We start from the raw sequence: 25,798 nt of genomic DNA, 5'->3' as shown, positions 1-25,798 counted from the left end.
ATAAACAACAAATTGATAACTTTGGGGGACGATGAAATGAACAAAGGTTGGGCAAAAGGATTATTTGCATTTTCGCTGGCAGCAATGGTATTGGCAGGCTGTGGCAGCGGCGGCAACAATACGGCGGCAAGCCCTGATGCTTCAGCAGCAGCAAATACAGGAAGCACAGCAGCCAAAAAGCTAGTTGTTTCCACGTGGGGCTTCTCGGAAGACTTTTTCAAAAAAGAAGTATATGCCCCTTTCGAGAAGGAGCACAATGTTGAGATTGTCGTAGAAATCGGCAACAATGCGGAGCGATTGAACAAGGTACTTCAAGGCAGCTCAAATGTAGATGTTATTTATTTGTCCGATTATTATGCGCAGCAAGGGATTGAAGCAGATGCGTTTGAAACGATCGATCGCAGCAAAATCCCAAATCTTGAGCAGGTATACGATATTGCTAAAGCGCCAAATGGCGAGCAATACGGACCAGCCTATACGGTAGGCCGCTTCGGTATCGCTTACGATCCTACGGCTATCGGCATGGAAATTGCCTCGTGGAGCGACCTTTGGAAGCCCGAGCTGAAAGGCAAGCTGATTCTTCCTAATATAACGGCGACAAGCGGGCCGATGGTCGTGGATGCGGCGTCTGCCGCCCACGGCGGAAATACTTTTAATGAGGACTCCGCTTTCACTAAATTAGCAGAGCTCAATGGCAGCGTCGTGAAATATTACGGTCAAACCTCCGAGTTCATTAATATGTTCACCCAAGGCGAAGCAGCAGCTGGGCCTATTATGGAAATGTACATTAAAGATTTGAAAACAGCTGTTCCGGGCGTGAAATTCGTTGCTCCATCTGAAGGCGCTTATGCCGTTATCAATACGATGAACGTAGTTAAAGGCAGCGCCAACAAGGAGCTGGCTGAGGAATTCATCAACTGGCAGCTTAGCCAAGAGGTACAGGAGAAGTCAGCCAAAGCGAAAATCGATTCTCCGGTCAATACCAATGTAAAGCTTACTGCTGAAGAAGCGGAAGGCATCACTTACGGAGCAGACGTTGTAGAAAAGCTTCGCAAGCTTGATATGGCGTTCGTCAATCAAAATCTCAAAGGCTGGATCGATCGTTTCAACCGTGAAGTAGCACGTTAAACGAAGGCACTTACCCGATTTACTCTCTCTTAAAAAGAGCAAGGAGCAGCCGCTTCTTTTCTGGTGGCCTCCTGCTCTTTTTTATCACAATGCCGAAGAAACCTTCGAAAGGAGCACATCCTTCATGAAAAAAATAATGCTGGACGTCGATACGGGCATCGACGACGCTTTAGGCATTCTGCTCGCGCTGCGCTGCGGCGAAGTTGAACTGCTCGGCATTTCCACAGTAAATGGCAACGTATCCGTAGATACTGCGACAGCTAATACGTGCAAGATTTTAGATTTGGCAAAAAATCATACCGTGCCCGTCATCCGCGGAGCCAACGCGCCGCTTATGCGCAAGCCGGTATTCGAGCATCGCGTGCATGGACAAGACGGACTCGGCGGTGCGCTCAAAGAGGTTGCCCCCTCCACTGAACGAATACGCAAAGACAGCTTCGGTCCTGATTTCCTCATTGAGCAGGTGCAGAAGTATCCTGGCGAAATTACGCTTGTAGCGACTGGCCCCCTGACCAATGTGGCGCTTGCTATAAGCAAATACCCGGCAATGATGCATGAGCTGAAGGAGCTTGTCGTCATGGGCGGAGTCGTCCGTGGCTTCGGCAATGTGACGCCAACGGCCGAATACAATATGTTCGTCGATCCGGAAGCGGCAAAGCTCGTGCTTGGAGCAGGCTTTCCAAAGCTGCGCCTGGTTGGCCTTGATGTAACGCGGCGTGCACTGCTGACGAAAGAGCATATCCGTTCCATGGGCGATAGTCCGCTCGCCGAATATGTCGCTGCAAGCACAGCCGATTATATGCTGCGCTATTACGAGCGCAACGGCGTTCAGGCATGCGCCATGCATGATCCCTTGGCCGTTGCCGCGGCAATATGGCCTGAGCTTCTTACGTCGGAGCGCTACTATGTCGATGTCGAGACGAAAAGCGAGCTATGCGATGGGCAAACGGTATGCGATTTTCAAAACCGCCTGCAGCGCGAGCCTAACGTCGATGTTTGCCTGGAAGTAGACGCGGAGCTGTTTCTGGCGCGCTTCATCAGCGCATTAAGCCAAACTGCACAATAAAAAGCTCAATCCTGCGGTAATTATAATGACAGGAGAATCGACGAATGAAAAAACGATATTTATATATGCTGCTCTTGCCCGGCTTGCTGTTTCTGGCGCTATTTATGATTTTCCCGCTTGTGGCTACCGTAGGGTCTACCCTGTTTCAAGACGGCCACTTTACGTTCATCCATTATACGCAGTTTCTAACGGATGCTTATTTTCTTGAAATTTTAGGCACGACCCTGCTCGTCAGCTTTATGACGACTATCATTTGCGTAGTCATCGGCTTTCCCGTTGCCTACTACATTTCGAAGCTTCCGCCGCGCGGCAAAAGCATTTTGCTAGCCTTGGCTATATTCCCGCTGCTGACAAGCTCGGTAGTACGTTCCTTTAGCTGGATGATCGTGCTTGGCAAAAACGGGCTAATCAACAATGCGTTAATGAGCATCGGCCTCATTCATGAGCCGCTTAGCATTTTGTACACGCCAACCGCCATGATTATTGGCCTGGTTCATTTGTTTCTGCCCTTGATTCTGATTACTCTGGTCGGCGTAATGGAGAACATCAATCATGATTTGGTAGAAGCGGCGCAAAGCCTCGGCGCTTCCCGCTTTTCTGCCTTCCGTAAAATCGTCGTGCCATTAAGCATACCCGGCCTTATTATCGGCAGCATTCTGGTATTCGTCGGCAGCTTGACCGCTTATACAACACCTGCCCTGCTAGGCGGCAAGCAGCGCGTCATCTCAACCTTTTTGTATCAGAACGCCATTACGCTGAATGATTGGAATGCGGCGTCAGCGATTGCAACGATGATGATGATCATTACTTTCGTTGTAATCGCGATCATGAATAAGGCTGCGGCCAAATTTAATCCGAAGGGGTAGAACGATGCAAAGCAAAAGCTATGGACTTACACTATTCACGTTTCTTGTCTATTTGTTTCTGCTCGGGCCGCTCATTCTGATCGCAATTGCGTCGTTCGAGCCAAGCACCGTGCTGAAATTTCCGCTGACGGGCTTTTCCCTCAAGTGGTACAAAAATGTATTTGAAGTCGGGCTTTTCATGAGCACCTTCAAAACCTCCGTCATCGTTTCCCTTCTCGGCAATTTACTCGCGCTGCTGCTCGGGGTTCCGGCGGCTTACGCCTTAAGCAGAGGAACGTTTCGGGGCCAAAATACACTGAATGCGATTTTCCTTTCGCCTTTGCTCATACCCGGCATTGTACTTGGTTTTACTTTGCTCAAGTTCATTATTATATCGCTGCATATTCCGATTTACGCCGCGCTGCTGATCGGGCACACCATCATTATGCTGCCGTTCATCATCCGCGTCATCGGTTCGAGCTTAAGCAACTTTGATTTTGCTATTGAGGAAGCATCGCTTAGCCTCGGCTCCAGCAGGCTCGCTACCTTTTTCAAGGTCGTGCTGCCTAATATCCGCTCCGGCATCATTGCCGCGGTGCTGATCGCCTTTCTGGAATCGTTCAACAACGTCGATATATCCATCTTCATGTCTGGTCCGGGAATCAGTACATTGCCGATTCAGATGCTGACGTATGTGCAAAATTACTTTGATCCAACCATTGCTGCCCTGTCTGTCATGCTGATGATTTTCACCGCATTCATTATGTTTCTGATTGAAAGACTGCTTGGGCTATCCTATTTCACTAAACGATAAAGAGGGGTTGACGTTGTGGCCTTACTACAGCTGGATAACATATCGGTCGCTTATGACCAGCAATATATTTTGAAGGATTTCAACCTGTCTCTGGAAAAAGGACAGCTGCTTTCCCTGCTTGGGCCAAGCGGCTGCGGCAAAACGACGACGCTGCGCCTAATCGCCGGGTTTCTGGATGCCAAGGACGGCTCCTTCCGTTTTGAAGGCAAAGATTATACGCGGACACCGATTAATAAACGCAACTTTGGGCTCGTTTTTCAAAGCTATGCCCTATTCCCGCATTTGTCCGTATACGAAAACGTCGCTTTCGGGCTTCGCATTCGCAAAGTGAAAGATGGCGACATTCGAAAACGCGTCATGAGGATGCTGGAGATCGTTAGCTTGCATGGCTTTGAGGACCGCTTCCCTGCCGCTCTGTCTGGCGGACAAAAGCAGCGTGTCGCCATTGCCCGCGCACTCGTAATTGAGCCGGACCTGCTGTTGTTCGATGAGCCGCTTAGCAATTTGGATGCAAATTTGCGGGTCAATATGCGAGTGGAAATCCGCCGCATTCAACAGGAGCTTGGTATTACGACCGTATACGTCTCGCATGACCAAGAGGAATGCTTCTCGATTTCCGATAAAGTTGCCGTAATGAATAAAGGCATTATTGAGCAGCTTGATCATCCCTCGGTTATTTTCAAATATCCGAAAACCGAATTTGTAGGCCGTTTTATCGGTTTTAACAATTTTATTGCCTTTACAGAACGGCAAGAGGATGGCGATACCGTGCTGCTGCAAGCAAATGGACTGCCCTTCCGCGCGAAGAGGGTTCAAGGCATGTCTGCCGGAATGAAGGGCGCAATCCGCCCCGATGACTTGCTGGCAGGAACATTGGATGAAATTAGCGAAGGGCCGAACGTGCTGGACGGCACTGTGAAGGTAAGCACTTATTTGGGCCGCAGCTATCAATACATTGTCGAAACCGCGCTGGGGGAATTTACGGTGAACAAGGAAATGCTCAGTCCCTTTGAAAATGGGCAGCGCATCCGCTTGCTTGTTCCGCCAGAGAAGCTGGTTTTAGTTGATTAATCATACGGAGGAACGACCATGCAAGCTGATCTCTTAATACGAAACGCAACCATTTATAATAGCTATTTCAAAAAATGGATCCAAGGCGACGCGGCGGTACGGGACGGCAAATTTGTCTATGTTGGCCCAGATGGCGCGGATGCTTTTCAGGCGGAGGCCGTTTTGGATGCCGCAGGGCTGTACATGCTGCCCGGCCTCATTGATATTCATCTGCATATTGAAAGCACAATGGTCACGCCGCAGTCCTTTTCAGACGGGCTGATTCGCAATGGGGTGACTACGATTGTGCCAGAGCCGCATGAAATGGCCAATGTGTTCGGTCCTGAAGGCGTGAGAGAAATGATTCGCGCCAGCGAGCACTGTATCGCCGACATGCTGTACGCCATCCCAAGCTCGGTTCCTGCAACCGCGCTGGAAACGACGGGCGGGACTGTCGAGATCGAAGATATCGATGAGCTGCTGCGCACCGAGGATATTCGCTGTCTTGGAGAAATCATGAATTATACCGATATTATTACGGATACAAAGGGCGAGTCCAAAACGAATCGGATTTTGAAGCATATTCGCGAGGAGCATCCTGGTCTTGTCATTGAAGGGCATGTGCCTAAGCTGCTTGGACTCGATCTTCAGCGCGTCATTCATGCCGGTGTTGATTCCGATCATACCCACCAAACGGTCGAAGGAATGGAAGCACGCATTGCAGCCGGCATGTTTATTGAGATTCAAGAAAAATCGATGACCGCAAGCGTTATGGACTATTTAATCAAAAATGACGTCTCTGAGCATTTCTGCTTTATTACCGACGACGTCATGGCTGATTCCTTTCAGGAAACCGGACATTTGAATCATATTGTCCGCAAAGCCATTGCGATGGGCATGGCGCCTGAACGCGCGATTTATGCCGCTACGCTATCGCCCGCCAAGCGGATGCGCATGTACGACCGCGGCACGATTGCACCTGGTAAAATCGCCGATTTTGTCCTTGTTGCAGATGAGCATCTGCTGGACATCCAGCAAGTATACAAGAGCGGCATGCTTGCCTATTCAGAAGCAGAGCAGCAGGCATTTACAGAGAAGCGGCAGCAGCAGGATTCCTATCGCTTTCCCGCAAGCTATTACGAAAGCGTCAAGCTTGCAGAGCTGACCGCAGCTGATTTTACCGTTGCTGTGGATGCCAAGGACGGGCTTCATACTTGCCGAGTGATGACCGTTCAGGACGGCTCCACCTTCACGAAGGAAAGCTTCGCTGAAGCGCAGGTGCTTGCCGGCGAGCTCCACTGGGAAACGAGCGGCTGCGGCCTCATTGCTACCTTCGAGCGTTATGGCAAAACAGGCAGCAAAGCATTTGGCTTAATTAGCGGTGACACCATTACACGCGGTGCAATTGCTACAACCTATTCGCACGATAATCATAATTTGCTTATCGTGGGACATAGCGTTGCTGACATGCTGCTTGCCGCTAATACGGTTATTAAGCAGCAAGGAGGATTTTGCGTAGTCGATAATGGGCAAGTGCTCGCTAACATGCATTTGCCTGTCGGGGGTATTTTGACCGAGGCTCCGCTTGAAGAAGCGGGCCCAGCTGTCAAGCAGCTGCGTGAAGCGATGCAGTCAATCGGTTATCGCCACTACAATCCGATTATGTCGATTGCTACCCACTCCCTGCCGGTCAGCCCTTTTCTGAAAATAACAGACTACGGCCTCATTGATGTCAATGCAGGCAAGGTCGTTCCTTTAATCGTCAGCTAAAGGCTCATAAGCAGCCAATATAGCAAAGCAACAAGCCTCGTTCAGCGTTCAACTGCTGGGACAAGGCTTGTTTTGCGTTAGCAGTCGGATGATGGAGGATGCCCGAAGGGAATCTTTTTCACCAAAAATGTTTCCGCTTCCATACTACCATACAAGTATGGTAGTATAGCAAGGTGAAACGTCTGTCGCCGTCCTTTGGCGGGGCAGTGCGTTTCATTCCGAGAAATATAGAGAAAGGATGGCATAATTATATCCTTTCCTATATTTTGAAAACGCAACTTTCAACCTTAAAAACGAGCTTGCCTACTGAGGAGGTGAACGATGGATTTTACGATAAAGCCCACTGCCGTATCGACGCGGGATGCGATTTATTTGACGCTGAAGGAGCAGATTTTGAGCTTGGAGCTGCCGCCAGGCACGAGCATTTCGGAGAAGGAAATTTCCGTAAAGCTTGGCGTCAGCCGCACCCCCGTTCGGGAAAGCTTCGTTCGGCTGGCGCAGGAAGGGCTGCTCGAAATTTTTCCGCAGCGCGGTACCGATGTGTCGCTCATTGATTTGGAGCTGGTCGAGGAAGCCCGCTTTATGCGCGAGCAGCTGGAGACTGCGGTTATCCGCCTCGCCTGCATCAGCTTCCCTGCGCAGCGGCTGACGGCGATGCGCCACAATCTCGCCTTGCAACGGGCTTGCGTAGAAAGCCAAGACTACAAAACGATGTTTGAGCTGGACGAAGCTTTTCACCGCACGCTGTTTGAGGGCTGCCGCAAGAGCAACACTTGGTCCGTCATCCAGCAAATCAACGTCCATCTCAACCGCAGCCGCATGCTGCGTCTCGCTGCCGATCACCACTGGGAGCATTTGTACGAGCAGCATTTGCAAATGGCACAGGCGATTGAAAGCCGCGATACCCAGCTTGCCGAACGGCTGATGAAGGAGCATTTGAACTTGACGATTGCCGATCAGGCGCTATTGAAAGAGAAGTTCCCTACCTACTTCAAATAATCGGAGGCGAAAGGCACTATGAAAATGGTATTTCGTTGGTTTGGCGAAGGCAATGACACCGTCAGCCTTGACCAAATCAGACAAATTCCCGGCACGGAAGGCATCGTCTGGGCGCTGCATGACGTTCCTGCTGGCGATGAATGGCCGATGGACAAAATTATGAAGATCAAGGAAGCAGCGGACAAAGCCGGCCTGCACATCAAGGTCGTCGAAAGCGTCAATGTTCATGAGGACATTAAGCTCGGCCTGCCAAGCCGTGATTTGTACATCGACAACTACAAGAAGACGATTGCCAAGCTTGCGCAGGTCGGCGTCAAAGTCATTTGCTACAACTTCATGCCGATATTCGATTGGCTGCGTACCGATCTTCATAAGGAGATGGAGGACGGCTCGACGGCGCTTTTTTATGAAAAAGCGATGATTGACAATGTCGATCCCTTCGATCTCGTCAAACGCATCAACGAAAATTCCAAGCTGACGATGCCGGGCTGGGAGCCGGAGCGGCTGCAATATTTGACCCAGCTGTTCGAAGCCTATCAGGGAGTTACGCAAGAGCATCTATGGGCAAATGCGAAATATTTCCTTGATGAAATTATTCCGTTTGCTGCCGAGCATGACATTAGAATGGCCATTCACCCGGATGATCCGCCTTGGCCGATTTTTGGCCTGCCGCGCATAATTACCGGTCAAGATAATATTCGCCGTTACCTTCAGCTGCACGACAGCCCTTATAATGGCCTCACTTTATGCAGCGGCTCGCTGGGCGCCAACCCGGAAAATGATATCGTGTCGATGATTCACGAGTTTTCCGATCGTATTCCGTTCACGCATATTCGCAATGTGCGCGTCTATGAGAATGGCGATTTCATTGAATCGTCGCACCGCACGCAAGATGGCACGGTCGATATCGCCGGTGTTGTTAAGGCCTACCATGAGGAGCAATACGAAGGCTACTGCCGTCCGGATCACGGACGCCATATTTGGGGCGAGGAATGCCGTCCGGGCTACGGCTTGTATGACCGCGCACTCGGCATTATGTACCTTTGGGGCTTATGGGATGCGTATCAGAAAGCGGCTGCTGCGGAAGGAGCTGCTGCAAAGTGACTGAAACGGTAAATTTGCCAAAGCATGCCTCCATCGAGGGCAAAGTTGTCGTCATTACAGGCGGCGCCGGCGTATTATGCCGCGCAATGGCGCTGGAGCTTGGAAGGCAAGGAGCGAAAGTTGCCGTGCTTAACCGCACATTAGAGAAAGGCGAGCAGGTTGCATCGGACATTAATGCGGCTGGCGGCCAAGCGATTGCAGTCGCTTGTGATGTCACTAACCAGCAAAGCGTTGCTGCCGCTGCCGAAACAGTGCTTGCCCAGCTTGGTCCGTGCGACCTGCTTATCAATGGTGCGGGAGGCAACCATCCGAGCGCCAATACGACGAATGAGACGTTCCAGCCGGAGGATTTGGACAATCCTGACGTCACCTCATTCTTCGACTTGAATGTGGAAGGCTTCCGCAATGTGCTGGATTTGAACTTCGTCGGCAGCCTTATTCCGACGCAGGCTTTTTCCAAGCACATGCTCGGCAAGGCTGGCGCAGCCGTCATTAATATTTCGTCGATGAGCGCGCCGTCGCCAATGACGAAGGTTCCAGCTTACAGTGCAGCCAAAGCGGCAATCAACAATTTCACGCAGTGGCTTGCTGTCCATTTGGCGGATGCCGGCATTCGCGTAAATGCAATTGCTCCTGGCTTCTTCCTGACCCAGCAGAACGAACGGCTGCTGCTGAATGAAGATGGCTCCCATACAGCGCGGGCAGGCAAAATCATTTCCCACACGCCAATGCGCCGCTTCGGCTCGCCGCAGGATTTGCTCGGCACGCTGCTCTGGCTGGCGGATGAGCAAATGTCCGGCTTCGTCACCGGCATTGTCGTGCCGGTTGATGGCGGCTTTATGGCTTATTCTGGCGTCTAGCTTATTTCTTGGAGTCTGCGTACCGAGATTCAACGGATTCTGGTTTGCATACACAGCCTAACAAGCAGCGCCCCTCCTAAATGAAGAAGGGGCGCTGCTTGTTATTAATAGACTTTCAAAAATATCTATGACATCACTAAATCACCTGCGGCAGCGCCGCCAGCTGCTCCTTAAGCGCAGCCACATCCTCCGCAGCAAGATCAAGCTGCGGCGCCCGCATAAAGCCGGCATCTATGCCGCGAAGCTTGAGTGCTTCCTTGAAAAAGGACATATTCGCGCCGCTTCTCAGCACTTCGCAATATTGAATCGCGATGCGCTGCCATTCGCGTGCCTTATCCAAATCTTTCGCCTGGTAGGCATTGTATACCGCCACAAACGGCTCCGGATATACGCACGATACCCCGGAAATCACACCGTCACAGCCCATAGCGAGCGCGGGAAGGAACAAACGATCAGCTCCCTGCATCACGGAGAAATCGCCGCCTTTAATAGACAGGTATTCATTCGTGCGCAGAAAATCCGGATAGCTGTATTTAACGCCGACAACGTTGCCGCAGCGCTCTGCTACTCTCTGCGCAACATCCGTTTTGAGATCATTGGATGCGCATTGCGGAATATTGTACAAATAGACGGGGAAATCAGCAGGCAAACTGGACGCTACCGTCACATAATATTGCTCTAGCTCCGCGTCGTTCGCGCCAAGGAAAAACGGCGTGACTACACCAACACCGTCAGCCCCCATTTGATGGGCATGCTGCGCCAGCAGGATCGTATCATTTTGCGTTGCCGCACCCGCATGAATAAATACGGCAACTCTTCCAGCCGCTGTTTTCACGACCGTCTCCGCAACCGCTTTGCGCTCGTCAACCGACAGCCGCACCATCTCTCCTGTCGTCCCCAGCGGGAACAGGCAGTGTACGCCTTTGGAAATCAGAAATTCGGTCAGCGCTTCTACCTTTGCCAAATCAACCTGTCCTTCTTTAGTGAAAGGCGTCACCATCGCTGTCGTTACACCGTACAAACGTTTCATCGTGCCAATCCCTCTTTCTATTTATGGTTTAGTTAAGGCTGTAAGTTAACGAAGCAAATGAACAGGGTCCTTGCCAGCAAAAATATCCAGCAGCGCCTGCGCCGTGTCCAGGCCAACCCGGTAATACGTCTCTGTCGTTTCCGCTGCGGTATGGGGCGTTGCAATCAGCTTGTCCAGCTCAAAAAGCGCATTGTCCGCCGCTACCGGCTCGTGCTCGTACACATCGATAGCCGCTCCGGCGATGCTGCCCTTTTTTAAGGCGTTGTACAATGCCTGCTCATCGACGAGCGCGCCGCGCGCCGTATTGACGAAATAGGCTGAAGGTTTCATCTGGTCAAATTGCTTATCACTCATCATATGGTAAGTCTCCTTGAGACTGGGCAGATGCATGCTCACGACATCACTCTGAGCGAGCACTTCATCGGAGGAGACAAGCTTGACCCCAAGCGCCTTCGCCTTCTCCTCATTCGGATATTTATCGTAAGCGATCATTTCTACATCAAAGCCCTGCAGCTTCTTCGCTACCATCTGGGCAATGTTGCCGAAGCCAAGCAGCCCGACTGTGCGAGCTGCCAGCTCCATGCCGACGGTGCGGTCCCAATAGCCTCGTCGTGCCGAACGTTCAAGCGTCGGGATATTGCGCAGCATCGACAAAATCAGGCCAATCGTCAGCTCCGCTACCGCATTGGCGTTGCCGCCCGGCACATTCGCCACCTTGACGCCGTATTCCTTCGCCTTCGCCAGATCGATATTGTCGACGCCAACGCCGAAGCGGGCAATGCCCTTCAGCTTTGGCGCCAGCTTAAAAATCGCCTCATCCCATGTATCTACGCCAGCCACGACCCCGTCGATATCCGCGACAAGCGGGGCAAGCTCCTCAAACGTATGGGGCCGGCCAAGCTGGTTCTCGATAATTTCGCAGCCTGCCTCCTCAAGCATTCGCTTCGCATCGGCGCATAGCAGCGAATAGTTCGTCGCTGTCACTAGAACTTTATGCTTTGTGCTCATTATTTGACTCCTCCAACGGTCATCCCGCTAACCATATATTTTGATGTAAACAAATACATAATAATGACTGGAATAGAAGCGATAATCGAGCCGCCCATCAGCGGCCCCCAAGCGAATACGTCGCCAACGATCATATCCGACAGGCCAAGCGTAATCGTCTTGTCGCTCGTTTTCGTCACGATAACGAGGGCATATAAATATTCGCTCCAGCACAGCGTGAAGGCAAAGATAAAGGTTGCAGCAAGCCCAGGAGCAGCGAGGGGAAAAATAACGCTCCACATCGTGCGCGCCCGGCTGCAGCCGTCGATCATCGCCGCTTCCTCAATTTCTCCCGGAATCGATTTAAAATAGGAAACGAGCATCCAAGTGGCATATGGAATCGTAATGGTCGGGTATATAAGCATGAGACCGTAAACCGAATTGCTAAGCCCAATCGCATTCACCAGCATATAAAGCGGAATGAACAGCACCGCTCGCGGCATCAAGTAGGCGTACAAGATTCCTCTGGATATAAAGCCGCGGCCCTTGAACTGCAGCTTGGAAATCGCATAGGCAGCCAGCATGCTGAACAAAATCGACAGAAAAGAAACGATCAGCGATACGTAAAGGCTATTTTTAATATTTGATAAAAAGCCCTTCTCCGTCAGCAGCTTCTCATAAGCGGACCAGCTGAACACTTGCGGCCAGAAGGACGGCGTCATATTGTAGATTTCCCCCTGCGACTTGAAGGACGTATTCAGCATCCAATACAGCGGGAACAAAGCAAAGATCAATAAAAACGCTAAAGCTCCATAGACGAGAACCTGTTTGCCGATTGATTTATTTTCCATCCTATATCACCTAATCTCTGGATGATAGCGATCGCTTCGTGACGTAGTTGATCAGCAGGATCAACGGCGGCATCGTCATAATGGCGATGGCGATCGCTTTTCCAAGACTCATATTCAAAAATCCGATCGTATAGCTCAGCGTAGACAGCACCTGTGTCGCATTGGCAGGCCCTCCGCGCGTCAGCAGCCAAATAATTTCGAAATCGTTCAAGGTCCAAATCGTAGTCATCACTGCAGCGAGTATCGTAACTTCCTTTACGGAAGGCAGCGTCATATGCCAGAAACGCTTGACCGCACCCGCTCCGTCCAGCATAGCCGCTTCATACATTTCCTTCGACACGGTCTGAAGGCCAGCAAGAATGGCAATGCCCATAAAGGGGATGCCCCGCCATACGTTAACCAGAATGACCGAGAACATCGCAAGGTCCGGCCTTGCCAGCCAGCCAAGCGGTTGATTAATCAGATGGGCTTTCAACAGCAGAAAGTTCAGCACTCCGCCAACATCGGAATAAATCCACTGCCAGGTAAACACCGATACAATAGTCGGGATCGTCCAAGGTAAAAATAAAAGGACACGAAACGTATTGCGGAATATGATTTTTTCATTAAGCACAAGCGCCATAATCATGCCAAACACCGTTTTGAACAACACGGCTACGCCAGTAAAAACAACGGTATTCCACGTCGCCTTCCAGAATGCCGAATCCTGCAGCAGCTCCAAATAATTGCCGAGCCCGATAAATACCGCATCCGCTCCTACGACTTTATTCGTAAAGCTTAGATAAAGCGCCCAGCCAAATGGCAGCACCATAACCGCAAGCAGATAAATCAATACCGGGCTCATGAGGAAATAAGCCAGTTTATTGTTTTGGTTAGTATTCAAGCCTCATCCCGCCTTACTTAAAGGCATTGGAGGGCCAGATGCTCTGGCCGTCCGCCGCCGAATGAATAACCGCTCACTTTACACAACCCTATTTGCTGTAAACCTCTTGAATTTTAGCCTGCATATCTGTGATGGCCGCTTGCGGCGTATAGCTCGTTTCAAGCAGCAGCTTCTGGAACGTATCGTTGAGAATGCGAAGATTGAACACTTCCCCCGCCTTCGCATTGTACTCGCCAGGATAGCCGAGGAAATTAAAGCCGGCAACGGATTCGACAAATGCTTTGTTTTTCTCGTCCTGCCATACCGCTTCCTTCGCCAGCTCGTCATATACGGGAGCCGTCAGTGGAGCGCCCTTCTCAATCCATGACTTGTACCAGTCTTTGTCCAGCATGTAAGAGATGAATTTTTTAGCCAAATCCTTGTTTTTCGAATCTTTGAAAATGCCGAGATTGTTGCTGATGCCTGGAATAAAGGTGCCTTTCGGACCGGCCGGGTAAGGCGCTATGCCTGTTTTTTCATATAAGTCCGGGTTGTCCTTCTTAATCGTCGCGAGCACGCTGCCCGTGTTAAAAATCATCGCCGCTTGTCCGCTCAAGTAAGCTTTATTGTTGCCTGCGTCATCCCAGCCGATTGCGCTTGGCGGCGTGCTTTTATCCGTTAAGAAAATATCGCGGATAAACGAAGCGGCCTGTACCGTTTCCGGCGAATCCGCAATGACCGTTTTGCCATCCTGCGTATCGACAGATCCGCCGTAGGACCAAATAATGCCGCGAGTCAGAAACTCGGCGTCGGAGTTGCCTTTGCCATAGCCCATGCCGATGCCATATAGGCCTTTGCTCGTGTCTGTCAGCTTTTTGCCCATTTCCCTAAGCTCGTCCCATGTTTTCGGAGGCTCTGTGTAGCCTGCATTGGCAAGCAAATCCTTGCGATAGTAAAGCACCTGCGTCTCGGTCCAGAAGGGCACACCGTATTGCTTGCCGCTGAACGTAATCGCTTTTTTCGTATTTTCATTAATGGCGCTTTTGCCTTGCAGGCTGGCCACCACATCGCTTACATCCTCCAAAACATCTTTACCGTAAAATTGCCCAATTTCCTGATAGCCGAAAAAGGATACATCCGGCACCGATTTGGATTCAATCGCCGCCGTCCACTTCGGATAAAAATCCTCGTAGGCAATCAGCTCCACATTTACGTTCACATTGTTTTCTTCTCCAAATTGCTTCGCACGCTCTGTAATTAACGTGTTTTGATCATCAAACAGCTGCTTCTTCATCCAGAAGGTAAGCGTCGGCTTCTCGCCGCTGCCCGCTTGCGCGGTCGCCCCGCCGTTGTTGGCCGTTCCCTGATTGCCTGCATTCCCGCAGCCTGCCACGACAACTGTCAACAAAGAAACTGCTACTGCTTTTTTCACTCCGTTTTTCATAGAAATGCTGACCTCCCGTTTCGCTTTTTTTCACGTACAGCATCATCTTAGTTGAAGCGCTTTCATGCTTCTGTCCCTATCTTAATTCGAATAGTTAAAAGATAATATGACAACAATTTAATCGAATGATACAAAATTAACACAATTCCACTCCCCCCTTTTCACGGTGAAAAATAGTACAAAAAAAACAGCACCGCTCCATCGCTCGGATTGCGGCGCCGCTGTTATGGCCCTTCTCTATTTCAGTTCCTTGCCGCCCTCCAGCCTTTGCCGGTACTCCTGGGGTGTCAGGGAATAATATTTTTTGAACACCTTATTGAAATAATTCGGGTTCTGATAGCCTAGCTGGAGCGCAACTTCATAGCTTTTCAGGGCTGGATTGGCCAGCATGGATGCCGCCAGCTCCATCTTGAGCCGCAGCACATAGTCGCTCACATTTTCGCCCGTCGCAAGCTTGAAAATCCGCGACACATGAACCGGATGCATAAATAGATAATCAGCGATCGCTTGCAGCGTCACATCGGTGACGAGATTTTTCTCAATATAGCTGCGGATTTTGCCTACCGTTATTTCACGGTCATTTCTAGTATCGTTCTCCATGCTTTGCCGCAGCAGACGGAATGCTTCGTCTATCCAGCTTTTCAACGCCGTAATGGAGCGGCTTGGGAGCAGCCCGCTCATATCCGATAAGCCGGGGCCGATCATCTCCGCCAATTCACGCCCGTTTTTGTGCGCAAAGGAGCTGAACGAGGCATAGATGGAGAAAAAAACTTCCATCAGATGCTCCGGCGAATCCGGCCAGCCTTGACTCAGCTCGCTCCAGATGCCGAAGAGCTTCTGCTCGGCCATTTCCCAGCTGCCCGATTCCATCAAATGAATAAGCATCGGCGGCTCGTACAGCCGCTGCAGCGAATGAACCGGCTGCTGGCGGGCGATATCGCAAGCGACATGGATAAACAGCCCGCTTTGGCTGCCGACCTGCCGGCGCAGCGCCAGCAAAACATCCTCATACCGCTGCCTGACATCATGCGGGAACAGTCCCCACTGGCTGACAATCACAGACACCTCGCCACTCAAATAATGATTGACGCTGAGCTGAAGCTGCGAGGCTTTGAGCTGGAGCTCCTCATCCAGAGCTTTGCCATCATCTAATAAGCCGAATAGCGGCTCCTCACCCTCTCCTTGCTTTTCCACAATAGACGGCCCGCCAGCGTTCTCTGGCATTTCCGTAACAATGCCCACTAAGTAACCGTGAATGGTTTTGCATGTCCAGAGGCGGAAACGCTCCTCAAACAGCTCCTCCGCCATATTGCTCACCGCATATTCCATCAGGGACAGGCTGTAGAAATCCATCTCCGACAGCTTGCCCTCCAGCCGTACGAGCATTAGTGCGAAGCGTTGCCTTATGGCAACCGGAATTTTGAGCGATTCCAGCTTCTCGGGCAGCCGCTCCGCCGAATAGTTGCGTCCCTCCAGCAATTCATTCAAGAGCTCGCCCTGAAGCTTCGGCAAATTTTCCTGAAAGGCTCTTGCTACGCGCTGATGGAAGCTCTTCTCGTCCAGCTCCTTCTTTAAAGCCTGAACCGCCCCGCTCACCTTTTCTAAAATGTGGTCGTCACTGATCGGCTTTAATAAATAGTCATACGTTTCATGGGCAATAGCCTGCTGCGCATAAGCAAACTCGGCATGGCCGGACAACAAAATGCATTTAATCCGCTTCCAGCTCCTCCGCACCTGCTGGAGCAGCTCCAACCCGCTGATGCCTGGCATCCGGATGTCCGTAATCAAAATATCGATCGTATTTGTATTTAAAATTTCCAGCGCCTCTACGCCGGAATAAGCTTTGAACACAGCGCCGATGCCGATTTGCTCCCATGGAAGCGTATCGGCAAGGCTGTCCACCACGCTTGCCTCATCGTCCACAAGCAGTAGTCTAAATGCCAGCTGCTCCTCCATTACGCTTCCTCCTTGTCCTCCCAAATGATTTCCGTACGAAAGCCGTCCAGCGGTGAAGGCGAAGCGGAAAACTGCAAGCCCGAATGCCCGCCATATAGCTGTGTTAGCCGTTGATGCGTATTCCATAGGCCGCACCCGGTGTGCTCATCCAACGGGACAGCGAGCGACATTCGCAGCTTGACCATCTCCTCCTTCGTCAAGCCGCTGCCATTATCATCAACGATGAGCCTGTTTAAGCCGTTTTGGCGCAGCCCTTTAATATGAACAATGCCAAATTGCAGCTGGCTTTCAATTCCGTGGACGACCGAATTTTCCACAATAGGCTGAATGAGCAGCCGTGGAATAGGCAAATCCATCATCTCCTCAGGAATATCGATTTCATAGTGCAGACGCTGGATACGAAGCTGCTGAATAATCAAATAGTTTTCCACCAGCTTAAGCTCCTCGCGAACCGTCGTCATGCTGTTTTCCATCCGCGTCGTGTAGCGGTAGTATTCGCCTAAATTCAGCGACATCGCCACGACTGCCTCCTTATCGCCGAGATTCGCCATATTTTTAATATAAAATAGACAGTTGTATAAAAAATGCGGATTGATCTGCGATTGGAGCTGCTTCAGCGTCGCTTCCTTGGAGCGCAGCGTCTCCATGTATACCTTGTCGATCAGTTCCTGAATCTGCTCCGCCATTTCATTAAAGCTGCTAAACAAAAACTCAAACTCATTGTTAGGACGCTGCTTCAGGCGAGTGGAAAACTGCCCGTCCTTGATGCGCTGCACTCCCCGCACAAGCAGCACAATCGGGCGCTGGACATTGCGGTACAGCAGCAGGGTAGACAGAACGCCGAGCGCCATTAGCAGTGCTATCGAGATATAAAACAGATTGCGGCTCGTATTAATCGGCGCAAATACGCTGGCAAGCGGCACAACATCAACCAAATACCAGCCAAGGCTTGACGATTGGATATAATTCACAATATATTGCTGGCGGTTAATTTCAAGATTAAGGCTGCCGCTGCCCGCGAGCTGCAAGCTTTCCAGCTGCTCCATCGCCTGCGTAACGAGCCGGTAGTTGCCGTTAAAGCCCATGATCGGCGCTTCGCCGGGATGATAAAGAAAAGGCTCGCGTGCCTCATCCTGCTGGAGCGAATTGAGCATATTTTTTAAATTGGCATCGGTGAACCGTACCTCCACATACAAATTCGGCATGTCCGACTGCTGCATGCGGCTGAACAGCATTTCCTTAATGCCGAACGTTGTCGCATATTCATGAACCCATTTGCCCATATCTCTGGCTTCAAGCTTCTCTTCGTCATAATGGGCGGAATAATCCGTCGAGATCAGCTCCTTGGTATCGCGCAAATATAAAATAATTTGGTTCGTCCAAGCACTCGTCGTCGTTTGCATATTCAACATATCCACAAGTCGCAAGTGGCGCTGGAGCTGGACAAGCTCATCATTTTTTCCCCGGCCCTCCACATACTCCCGTATGCTGTAGTCGCGGCTTGCAGAAGTCGAATGCTTCACAAGCTGATCTACCATCATGTCGAGCTGGCTCATAAAAAAACCGAGACGGTTAAGATTCTGCTCCTTGATCGTCGTCTGCACCACATCTACGCTCACTTGGTTCGAATAGCCGTAAAGCAAAATAATCGGGATGAGCAGCGCAATAATCAAAGCTATCATTTTTCGAAATGTCGTCATCTTCATCGCTTTTCCTCCGCCTTACGATATAAGTTCAGTCTCCTTGGCTGCTGCGGGTCACGGGAATCAACGCCATTCTACCATCATTTTCGGGCAAAAGAAAACGCTTACCTAATCTTGTATAAACAGAAAGGAAGTTTCTCTTGAAGAAAAACGCAAATGAAACAGGCATCTTCCGCACAAGCCGCTTGTGCAAAAAATGCCTGTTTTCCTTGTCCATAATAAATGATTGCTGCTTATTATTTTAGCGCCGCTTGAATTTGGTCGAGCACCAAATTAATCGCTACCGGGCCATAATAGGCAATCCACAAATTCGTATCCTCTTTGTAAACATGGCCGTTTTGGACGGCTTTCAGACTCTTCCAAATAGCCGAGCTTTCGAATTCCTTCGTCAGCTCCACATTGCTGCTGTCCTCCATCAGAAAGAGATGGTCGGCCTCCAGCTCAGGAAGCTTCTCGAGCGACAGCGACGCGCTGCTGTTCTCTGCATCTACAGCCATAGCTGGCGGAGTCAGCCCCAGCTGATCGTACAAAAGCGCGGCTGTACGGTGGGCCGTCGTATGCAGCCTGACAATATTGTCACGCGGTCTTAGCACCGCGAACGTCTGTCCTTTGTATTTTTCAGACAGCTCAGCTTTCAGTCCGGAAATTTTGCTATTGTATTGATCCAGCACCTGCTGCGCTTCCTGTTCCTTGTCCATAATGAGGCCAAACGTTGTCAGTGTCTTCTGCCAATCCTCATTGCGTTCAAAAATAAGCGTTGGCGCGATTTTGGTCAATTGGTCGTAAATTTTATCCTGAAACTCCGTGCCAATAATAATGTCCGGCTCAAGTGCGATAATCGCTTCCACATTAGGCTCATCCTTCGTGCCGAGCGTAACGACATCTGCCAGCTTGCCCGCCATGTACTCCGGGAATTGCAATTTTTCCGATTCCGTCACTACACTGCCGGAGGGCTGCTCCCCAATGGCAATGAGCTGATCCATGAACTGGGTGTCCAGCACAGCAATACGCTGCGGCGTTTGTTCCAGCTTCAGCTCGCCCTTCATATGCGCAATCGTACGCGGCGCGCTTTCCTTCGAGCCCGTGTCCGTTACGTTCGGCGACGCGGTTATGCTATTTGATGGAGCTCCTGCTCCGCCCCCTGCGCTTGTGTTCGTGCCCGCCGCGCCTGAGCATGCGGCTAACAGCAAAGTCAAACTTAACAGCAGGCTAACCGTCCAGCCCGCTTTAATGCTTCTGTTTGTGTACATCGTTCCAGCACCCCTAAATTGGTATTGATAATGATTTTCACCACTACCTTTACCACTATACGGACGCCGCCTTCTTGCAGCAATTGTATATCGCGACAACCCGGATGGATTATGACGACTGTCTTCCATTGGCTCACCAGCCCTTTTAAAGCTGCTAGGGGAGGAGCCTACATGCTTTTTAAAAATGCGGCTGAAATAGTAGCTGTCCGGATAACCAACCGCAGCTGCGATATCCTTCAAAGACGCATCTGTGCCTAAAAGCAGCTCGCGCGCTTTCTGCATCCTCACTTGAATCAAATAATCGATAGGCCCCGCCTGATAGCGGGCTTTAAAAAGCCGCTGCAGCTGCCTTGGGCTGCAATGAAGCAGCTCGGACAACAGCTCCAGCGTTACCGGCTCGCCATAATGCTCATCCAAATAACGGCTGGCCTGCGCCGCGATATCCGGCACTGCCGTTGCAATCTCTTGATGATGCAGCTGCCCCAGCAGCTCGCAAATAAGCTGGTAAAACAGCGATTTCGTCCGCAGCTTCTCCAAAGCGCCTGCCTGCTTCCATTCCTGTTCCATCCGGACGATTTTCAAATACATGGCGGCATGATGCAGCGGCGCAAAGCCGTACTGCATGTGGAACGGCTTGCTGCGCTCCAGCAGCTGCACGAGCTCCTGACGCGCTGGCAGCGACAATGATGCTTTATAAAAAATAAAATAATATTCAAGTGGACCGGAGGTTGGCTCCATATCAAGAAACGCCCCTTTGCCTGCATGGCAAAGATAACAGCACTCGGCGCGATGCTCCACCCCATCGAGCATGATCCGCCCCTGCCCCCGCGCGGTAAAAAGAAAAGCGCTCGCAGGCAGCTGATACGAGCGCAGCTCCTCACCTAGCTCCAGCACCGCATGCCGGATATCAAGCACCTTGAGGCCCGCTTGGTTCCACAATTGAATGTGTTCATTCAAATTCATCGCTCTTGTTCAACTCCTCAGGATCTACTGGGTCAGACCTTAATGCTCCTCTCCCCATTATAGTGATAACAATTCTCACTGTCGATTGGAAGATGTAAGGCATACAAGCACAAAAAGCCGTCAAATCATTCATTGATTTGACGGCTTCTATTGATTGGACGGTTTATTAATTGTTAAAGAACAGCCTTAGAAACTGTTATAGCTCTTTTCTTTTCTTTTCTTTTCTGCTCTTCAATTTAATTGCAGGCGGAAGTATGTTGGAGTGGATTGGACTTTGGGTAGTTCAGACGAATGTGACTCAGCCTATGGCTGGATTACAATTCGTAGTACGGACAACAGCCAGACAACCAATCATACTGCAGCGAATCATACTGTAGCAGCATTCCACTCTTGCTTGAGACCCATAGGCTCCTCTTGGAACAGCCTTGCATCCATCAGCTTGAGCTCCGGCGAAATGAGCGGCTCAAACGCCAGCAGATCAAGAATATCCCGCTGCAAGTCGATTCCCGGGGCAATCTCGCAAAGCATTAAGCCGCGTGCCGTAAGCTGGAATACCGCCCGCTCCGTAATAAAAATAACTTCCTTGCCGTTTTGCGCCGCCTCGACGCCATTGAAGGAAATGTCCGCGAGCGCGGGCACGATTTTGCGGAAGCGTCCTTCTTTTGCAATGTCGACCTTGCCGTCATTTACTTGAACAGAGAGGCCGCCAGCGGTAAAGGTGCCGCTGAACACGACCTTTTTGGAATTTTGGGCAATGTCGATAAAACCGCCCACGCCCATAATTTTCCCATTGAACTTATGAACGTTCACATTGCCCGCTTGGTCCATTTCAGCAAAGCTCAGGAAGCTGACATCCAGACCGCCGCCATCATAAAAGTCGAACTGGTACGGCTGATCAAGCACCGCCCTAGGGCTGATCGTCGCGCCAAAAATAATGCCCTTCGCTGGCGTGCCGCCAATCGGACCCAGCTCCACCGTAAACGTCAACGCTTCGCCAACGCCCTCCTCGGCTGCCACATAGCCAACACCATCGGAAATGCCGACACCCAGATTGGCTACGGCTCCAGGGAATGCCTCCATGAGCGCACGCCTTGCAATGATTTTGCGTTCGGTTAACTGCAATGGCTCGATACCGCCCTGCACGGCAAGCAAATCGCCGCTCATATAGCGGTTGCTTTCCGTCTGGTACGTCTGCATTTGCTCTGGAACGACGACGACGGCGTCGACCAGGAAGCCGGGAATTTTGATCGTTTTCGGATGCTGTGAGCGAGCTTGAACCATTCGCTGCACTTGTACGATGACGATGCCGCCGCTATTTTTCGTAGCTTGTGCAATGCTGAGCACATCCAGAAAAGTCGGTTCATCCTCCATCGTAATATAACCGTCTGTATCAGCAGTCGTACCACGAATAATCGCGACATCCGGCTTAATGGACGGATAGAACAGCCATTCCTTGCCGTCGATTTCCATCAGGCGGACAAGCTCCTTCGTCGTACGCTCATTCAGCTTTCCGCCTTGCTGGCGAGGATCGACAAAGGAGCCAAGCCCAACATGGCTCAAAATACCAGGATGCCCCGCTGCCGTGGAGCGGAACAGCTGCGTGATGACGCCTTGCGGGAAGCAATACGCTTCAATTTGGTTCGTCTCGGCAAGCTCCGACATTCGCGGCGACTGCCCCCAATGCCCGCCAATCGCTTTGGCGCACAAGCCTGCAATGGCGATCGGACTCATGCCTCGATCTGCCCGGTCACCGAGACCGGTTGTGTGAAGATAAGTCAGCCCGCTCGGCTGCTGCTCTTTATGATAGCGGTCTGCGAGTGCTTCAATAACAGCGGTTGCCTCGACAATCCCGCCGCCAGCGCCGCTAAATGCGACCGTGGCACTGTCAGGAATGAGGCGCACGGCCTCATCAGCGGTCAAAATGGGAACCGGACCGGTTCTTTTTTTCAAAGTTGCATTAGACATGATGGATAATTCTCCTTCTTCGGCTGCTTTCGTCTGTGCTGCTGGATAAGTCGAGCAAATCAGCGGTTAAAATATTACACTTTCTGAACGGCGTCGCCTGCGAAAACAGGAGGACGCTTCTCGAAGAAGGCTTGCATGCCTTCCTTGAAATCTTCGCTTTCCGCAACCTTTTGCGAAATATCGAGCTGCGTCAAATCAAGCCATGACTGCTCCGGCATATAAATGCGGGTAAGCGCCTCCTTTACCGCGCGGACGGCCGAGCCGGATTTTGCGGCGATTTCCTCTGCCCAACGATAGGCCAGCTCATAAGCGGTTCCTTCGTTTGCAATCTCGTTGACTACGCCCAAGCTAAGCGCTTCCTGCGCAGTCATCGGCTTGGCGAACAGCATAAACTGCATCGCTCTTCCTGCTCCGATGAGACGGGTGATCCGATAGGCGCTGCCGCTTCCTGGGAATGAGCCAATGTTTACCTCCGGCAAGGACAGCACAACATGAGGTGCAGCTACCCGCATATCGCAGCTAAGCGCCCAGTCGAAACCGCCGCCATAGGCAGAGCCGTCCAGCGCGGCAATCGTCGGAATCGGAAGGACGGATAGGCGGGTCCGCAACCGGATCTCGCCTTCCATTTTGTCGCTGACATACGTATCTTTGTCCAAATGCTGCTGTATTTCATTCATGTCTGAGCCCGCCGAGAAAACTTTGCCATTATGGGTAAGCACAACCACGCGCAGCTCCCCATCCGACTCAATATCGGCTAAAATCTTCTCAAGCAGTGCAAGCCCGTTATTCGTCCCCAAGTTCAGCGGAGGATTGTTGAAGCGAATAATTCCGATACGGCCTTCCTTGTGAAATTCAATTCCCGGATTTGCTGACATGACAAAAACCACCTTAATATGAGATTATAAAATATATTTTGCTGTCCTATTGAACAGCTGCCGTTCGTCATTAGATCGATCTAATCTTTCCATTGATTATAAAAAACGGCATCCCCCCTGTCAACAGCTGGATGGGGAATCTATAGTCATTCCATAAGCTGCGATTATGTACTATAATTTTCACTAATGAGAGGTGTGACTGATTGTGGGCGATAAAAAAGAAAAACGCGTAACGCTTCAGGATGTCGCGAAGGATGCAGGCGTATCACGTGCTACGGCATCGCTCGTCGTCAGAGGCAGTACGTCCATTACTGAGCAGACGAAACAGAAGGTTCTTGCATCGATGAATAAGCTCGGTTATGTCTATGATCGCGTCGCAGCAAGCTTTCGCTCCAGACGCTCTTCTACTGTGGGCATCATTATTACGGATATCGGCAATCCCTTCTTCTCTGAGCTGCTCACCAATTTGCAGGATCGACTCGATGAACTCGGCTATACAACGCTGCTTGGCATGACTTTTGAATCCGAAAGCAAGCAGGAGCGAATACTGGAGACGATGCTGGAGCACCATGTTTGCGGCATTATTATGGCTCCAGTTGCGGGTACAAACCCTGCTGTATTTGCCCGACTGAAACAATTAAACGTCCCCTGCGTCCTTATCGGCCGTGAAATTTCCGGAGCACGCGTTGATTATATCGGCACTGACTTCCAATGGGGCACGAAGATGGCTGTCCGGCATTTGGCTGACCAAGGGCATAAGCACATTGCTTTGCTTGGCGGTACGCCTCATACCTCTGCTTATAATGAGCGGCTAGCTGGCTACCTGGAAGGACTTGAGGAATCACGCATCCCCACCGATCAGCGTCATATTATTCCTGGCCCGCCTACGCGCGAGAGTGGCGCTATCATTATTAACCAGCTGATCCGGCAGGACAAGCTGCCTACAGCGGCGCTGTGCCATAACGATATCGTCGCGCTTGGCGTCATCGTCGGCCTTAGGGAAAATCGGCTTGTTGCCGGCAAAGATATGGCACTCGTAGGTTTTGATGATATTAAAGAAGCCGCTACTGCAAACCCCGGCCTGACTACCGTTGCCGTTGGCTCCGGCCAGTGGGGAATCGAGGCCGCGAACCTGCTGCACCAACGAATCAGCAGCGAGGCGCAAGCACCCCAGGAGACGGCTAGAATTATTTTGCCGCCAAAGCTTGTTATCCGCGAATCCTCGACACATTTTATGGGCGTGCATTAATCAATGCACCCCCGTCATTTAGATGGCGAAATGGTCATTGACATTCAATTTTTAACTTGCTATAATTCCAACAAAACTAATAGGAAATAGACGTTACGCGTTTATTTACTAATAGAATCAAGCGCGAACGGTTTCGCTGGCTACAGCAGCACCCGGACACGTTTGGCTTATAATTAGATCGATCTACTAAGAGGAGGCTTTTGTCAACATGTTTGGAAAAAAAAGTGTGGTCTTATTAATGCTTGCCATGACGTTAGTACTGGGAGCATGCGGGTCGAAAACGACTAATGATTCTGAAAGCGCTAGCTCCGGCAACAAAGCAGAAAGCAAAGAATTAAATCTGGCTACGTTCGGCGTCAGCATTGGATTCTCCAAGAAAGACGGAGACAAGCTGGAAGGATACGATATTGCTGTAGCAGAAGCTGTTGCCAAATATTTGGGCTACACGAAAGTAAACTGGACGACTGCTGATATGGCAGGCATGTTCGGCATGCTGGATGCTGGCAAAATCGACACGATCGCCAACCAAGTGGAAGCTAATGAAAAACGTAAAGAAAAATATATCTTCTCCAACACTTATATTTATTCCGGAGCACAGCTGATCGTCCGTGCGGATGATGATTCCATCAAAACGCTGGCCGATTTGAAAGGCAAGAAGATCGGTGTTGACGTTGGTACAAGCAAAGAAGCGTACTTGCGCGCCAATGATCCTAACAACGAGCTGAACATTACAACCTATGAAGATCCAAGCGTCATCCTCAACGATGTTGCGCTGAAACGGATCGATGCTTATATTATGGACCGCGCCGGTGCACAGCTGCTGATCGACAACTCAGGCCTTGCTTTGAAAAAAGCGGGAGATCCCGTTTACACTTACGAGGAAGCATTCCCGTTCCCTAACACCGAAGAAGGCAAGAAGCTGCGTGATTCCTTCAACGAAGCGCTTGAGGCTCTTGCAAAAGACGGCACACTGACGAAGCTGTCCAATGAACATTTGAAACAAGACATCAGCAAGGCTAGCTAATCG

The 25,798-nt window shown here is 50.8% G+C and carries 22 protein-coding genes; 11 read left to right on the top strand and 11 right to left on the bottom strand.

The annotated features are described in order from the left end of the window. The first annotated feature begins 36 nt into the window (after positions 1–36). The 9 genes from BBD42_RS13980 to BBD42_RS13940 all read left to right on the top strand — a co-directional run bounded on the left by BBD42_RS13980 (position 37) and on the right by BBD42_RS13940 (position 9,636). Positions 37–1,128, top strand: a complete 1,092-nt coding sequence (locus BBD42_RS13980; protein WP_099518640.1) for an ABC transporter substrate-binding protein — start codon at positions 37–39, stop codon at positions 1,126–1,128. Between the two features lie 124 nt (positions 1,129–1,252). Next, entirely contained in the window at positions 1,253–2,194 is a 942-nt protein-coding gene (locus BBD42_RS13975) for a nucleoside hydrolase (RefSeq protein WP_099518639.1), read from the top strand. Between the two features lie 44 nt (positions 2,195–2,238). After that, positions 2,239–3,060, top strand: coding sequence for an ABC transporter permease (locus BBD42_RS13970; RefSeq protein ID WP_099518638.1), 822 nt, complete (start codon positions 2,239–2,241; stop codon positions 3,058–3,060). Positions 3,061–3,064: 4 nt separating this feature from the next. Next, positions 3,065–3,853, top strand: a complete 789-nt coding sequence (locus BBD42_RS13965) for an ABC transporter permease (RefSeq protein WP_099518637.1) — start codon at positions 3,065–3,067, stop codon at positions 3,851–3,853. A gap of 15 nt (positions 3,854–3,868) precedes the next feature. Then, complete coding sequence (locus tag BBD42_RS13960) at positions 3,869–4,924, top strand: ABC transporter ATP-binding protein (protein WP_099518636.1); 1,056 nt, start codon at positions 3,869–3,871, stop codon at positions 4,922–4,924. 18 nt (positions 4,925–4,942) lie between these two features. Next, positions 4,943–6,673 carry an adenine deaminase C-terminal domain-containing protein gene (locus tag BBD42_RS13955; RefSeq protein ID WP_099518635.1) on the top strand — a complete coding sequence of 577 codons (1,731 nt, stop codon included), beginning with the start codon at positions 4,943–4,945 and terminating at the stop codon, positions 6,671–6,673. A 321-nt stretch (positions 6,674–6,994) separates the two neighbouring features. After that, positions 6,995–7,672, top strand: coding sequence for a GntR family transcriptional regulator (locus BBD42_RS13950; protein ID WP_099518634.1), 678 nt, complete (start codon positions 6,995–6,997; stop codon positions 7,670–7,672). A gap of 18 nt (positions 7,673–7,690) precedes the next feature. Then, entirely contained in the window at positions 7,691–8,776 is a 1,086-nt protein-coding gene (gene uxuA / locus BBD42_RS13945; protein WP_099518633.1) for a mannonate dehydratase, read from the top strand. Further along, positions 8,725–9,636, top strand: a complete 912-nt coding sequence (locus BBD42_RS13940) for an SDR family oxidoreductase (protein WP_099518632.1) — start codon at positions 8,725–8,727, stop codon at positions 9,634–9,636. Before uxuA ends, BBD42_RS13940 begins: the two co-directional genes overlap by 52 nt. A 136-nt stretch (positions 9,637–9,772) precedes the next feature. Here the strand turns inward: BBD42_RS13940 and BBD42_RS13935 are convergent, their stop codons facing one another. The 11 genes from BBD42_RS13935 to BBD42_RS13890 form a co-directional block, all read right to left on the bottom strand. Beyond that, positions 9,773–10,666, bottom strand: coding sequence for a dihydrodipicolinate synthase family protein (locus tag BBD42_RS13935; protein ID WP_099518631.1), 894 nt, complete (start codon positions 10,664–10,666; stop codon positions 9,773–9,775). A 45-nt stretch (positions 10,667–10,711) separates the two neighbouring features. Beyond that, positions 10,712–11,674, bottom strand: coding sequence for a phosphoglycerate dehydrogenase (locus BBD42_RS13930; RefSeq protein ID WP_099518630.1), 963 nt, complete (start codon positions 11,672–11,674; stop codon positions 10,712–10,714). After that, entirely contained in the window at positions 11,674–12,504 is an 831-nt protein-coding gene (locus tag BBD42_RS13925; RefSeq protein ID WP_056037297.1) for a carbohydrate ABC transporter permease, read from the bottom strand. Before BBD42_RS13925 ends, BBD42_RS13930 begins: the two co-directional genes overlap by 1 nt. A gap of 10 nt (positions 12,505–12,514) precedes the next feature. After that, the gene (locus tag BBD42_RS13920; protein ID WP_237163474.1) at positions 12,515–13,387 is read right to left on the bottom strand and encodes a carbohydrate ABC transporter permease; all 873 of its coding nucleotides are present in this window, start codon (positions 13,385–13,387) and stop codon (positions 12,515–12,517) included. A gap of 88 nt (positions 13,388–13,475) precedes the next feature. Next, positions 13,476–14,810: an ABC transporter substrate-binding protein gene (locus tag BBD42_RS13915; protein WP_099518629.1), complete on the bottom strand. Its 1,335-nt coding sequence runs from the start codon at positions 14,808–14,810 to the stop codon at positions 13,476–13,478. Between the two features lie 237 nt (positions 14,811–15,047). Continuing rightward, on the bottom strand, positions 15,048–16,766 hold the full coding sequence (locus BBD42_RS13910) for a response regulator (protein WP_099518628.1): 1,719 nt from the start codon (positions 16,764–16,766) through the stop codon (positions 15,048–15,050). Next, positions 16,766–18,472 carry a sensor histidine kinase gene (locus BBD42_RS13905; RefSeq protein WP_099518627.1) on the bottom strand — a complete coding sequence of 569 codons (1,707 nt, stop codon included), beginning with the start codon at positions 18,470–18,472 and terminating at the stop codon, positions 16,766–16,768. Before BBD42_RS13905 ends, BBD42_RS13910 begins: the two co-directional genes overlap by 1 nt. 28 nt (positions 18,473–18,500) lie before the next feature. Further along, complete coding sequence (locus BBD42_RS31545) at positions 18,501–18,686, bottom strand: hypothetical protein (RefSeq protein WP_150131548.1); 186 nt, start codon at positions 18,684–18,686, stop codon at positions 18,501–18,503. A 19-nt stretch (positions 18,687–18,705) separates the two neighbouring features. Then, entirely contained in the window at positions 18,706–20,682 is a 1,977-nt protein-coding gene (locus BBD42_RS13900; RefSeq protein WP_099518626.1) for an AraC family transcriptional regulator, read from the bottom strand. Positions 20,683–21,048: 366 nt separating this feature from the next. Further along, on the bottom strand, positions 21,049–22,647 hold the full coding sequence (locus tag BBD42_RS13895; RefSeq protein WP_099518625.1) for an acyl CoA:acetate/3-ketoacid CoA transferase: 1,599 nt from the start codon (positions 22,645–22,647) through the stop codon (positions 21,049–21,051). Between the two features lie 74 nt (positions 22,648–22,721). Beyond that, positions 22,722–23,522: an enoyl-CoA hydratase/isomerase family protein gene (locus BBD42_RS13890; RefSeq protein ID WP_099518624.1), complete on the bottom strand. Its 801-nt coding sequence runs from the start codon at positions 23,520–23,522 to the stop codon at positions 22,722–22,724. Between the two features lie 205 nt (positions 23,523–23,727). On the opposite strand from BBD42_RS13890, the gene BBD42_RS13885 reads away from it, so the two are divergent. Then, positions 23,728–24,771 (top strand): LacI family DNA-binding transcriptional regulator, encoded by a 1,044-nt coding sequence (locus tag BBD42_RS13885; protein WP_099518623.1) that lies wholly within the window; start codon positions 23,728–23,730, stop codon positions 24,769–24,771. 208 nt (positions 24,772–24,979) lie between these two features. After that, positions 24,980–25,795 carry a transporter substrate-binding domain-containing protein gene (locus BBD42_RS13880; RefSeq protein WP_099518622.1) on the top strand — a complete coding sequence of 272 codons (816 nt, stop codon included), beginning with the start codon at positions 24,980–24,982 and terminating at the stop codon, positions 25,793–25,795. Positions 25,796–25,798: the final 3 nt, after the last annotated feature.

Origin of the sequence: Paenibacillus sp. BIHB 4019 (genome assembly GCF_002741035.1) — a bacterium.
Taxonomy (GTDB): Bacteria; Bacillota; Bacilli; order Paenibacillales; family Paenibacillaceae; genus Pristimantibacillus.
The sequence above is the reverse complement of the archived record's forward strand: the minus strand, read 5'-3'. Positions and strand labels throughout refer to the sequence as shown.

What these genes read in the sequence shown, in the direction of transcription:
- BBD42_RS13895 (WP_099518625.1), bottom strand. Translation starts at nt 22,647, where the DNA reads ATGTCTAATGCAACTTTGAAAAAAAGAACCGGTCCGGTTCCCATTTTG.
- uxuA (WP_099518633.1), top strand. Translation starts at nt 7,691, where the DNA reads ATGAAAATGGTATTTCGTTGGTTTGGCGAAGGCAATGACACCGTCAGC.
- BBD42_RS13950 (WP_099518634.1), top strand. Translation starts at nt 6,995, where the DNA reads ATGGATTTTACGATAAAGCCCACTGCCGTATCGACGCGGGATGCGATT.
- BBD42_RS13880 (WP_099518622.1), top strand. Translation starts at nt 24,980, where the DNA reads ATGTTTGGAAAAAAAAGTGTGGTCTTATTAATGCTTGCCATGACGTTA.
- BBD42_RS13970 (WP_099518638.1), top strand. Translation starts at nt 2,239, where the DNA reads ATGAAAAAACGATATTTATATATGCTGCTCTTGCCCGGCTTGCTGTTT.
- BBD42_RS13935 (WP_099518631.1), bottom strand. Translation starts at nt 10,666, where the DNA reads ATGAAACGTTTGTACGGTGTAACGACAGCGATGGTGACGCCTTTCACT.
- BBD42_RS13980 (WP_099518640.1), top strand. Translation starts at nt 37, where the DNA reads ATGAACAAAGGTTGGGCAAAAGGATTATTTGCATTTTCGCTGGCAGCA.
- BBD42_RS13900 (WP_099518626.1), bottom strand. Translation starts at nt 20,682, where the DNA reads ATGAATTTGAATGAACACATTCAATTGTGGAACCAAGCGGGCCTCAAG.
- BBD42_RS13915 (WP_099518629.1), bottom strand. Translation starts at nt 14,810, where the DNA reads ATGAAAAACGGAGTGAAAAAAGCAGTAGCAGTTTCTTTGTTGACAGTT.
- BBD42_RS13965 (WP_099518637.1), top strand. Translation starts at nt 3,065, where the DNA reads ATGCAAAGCAAAAGCTATGGACTTACACTATTCACGTTTCTTGTCTAT.
- BBD42_RS13925 (WP_056037297.1), bottom strand. Translation starts at nt 12,504, where the DNA reads ATGGAAAATAAATCAATCGGCAAACAGGTTCTCGTCTATGGAGCTTTA.
- BBD42_RS13975 (WP_099518639.1), top strand. Translation starts at nt 1,253, where the DNA reads ATGAAAAAAATAATGCTGGACGTCGATACGGGCATCGACGACGCTTTA.
- BBD42_RS13955 (WP_099518635.1), top strand. Translation starts at nt 4,943, where the DNA reads ATGCAAGCTGATCTCTTAATACGAAACGCAACCATTTATAATAGCTAT.
- BBD42_RS13890 (WP_099518624.1), bottom strand. Translation starts at nt 23,522, where the DNA reads ATGTCAGCAAATCCGGGAATTGAATTTCACAAGGAAGGCCGTATCGGA.
- BBD42_RS13930 (WP_099518630.1), bottom strand. Translation starts at nt 11,674, where the DNA reads ATGAGCACAAAGCATAAAGTTCTAGTGACAGCGACGAACTATTCGCTG.
- BBD42_RS13940 (WP_099518632.1), top strand. Translation starts at nt 8,725, where the DNA reads ATGGGATGCGTATCAGAAAGCGGCTGCTGCGGAAGGAGCTGCTGCAAA.
- BBD42_RS31545 (WP_150131548.1), bottom strand. Translation starts at nt 18,686, where the DNA reads ATGGACAAGGAAAACAGGCATTTTTTGCACAAGCGGCTTGTGCGGAAG.
- BBD42_RS13910 (WP_099518628.1), bottom strand. Translation starts at nt 16,766, where the DNA reads ATGGAGGAGCAGCTGGCATTTAGACTACTGCTTGTGGACGATGAGGCA.
- BBD42_RS13905 (WP_099518627.1), bottom strand. Translation starts at nt 18,472, where the DNA reads ATGAAGATGACGACATTTCGAAAAATGATAGCTTTGATTATTGCGCTG.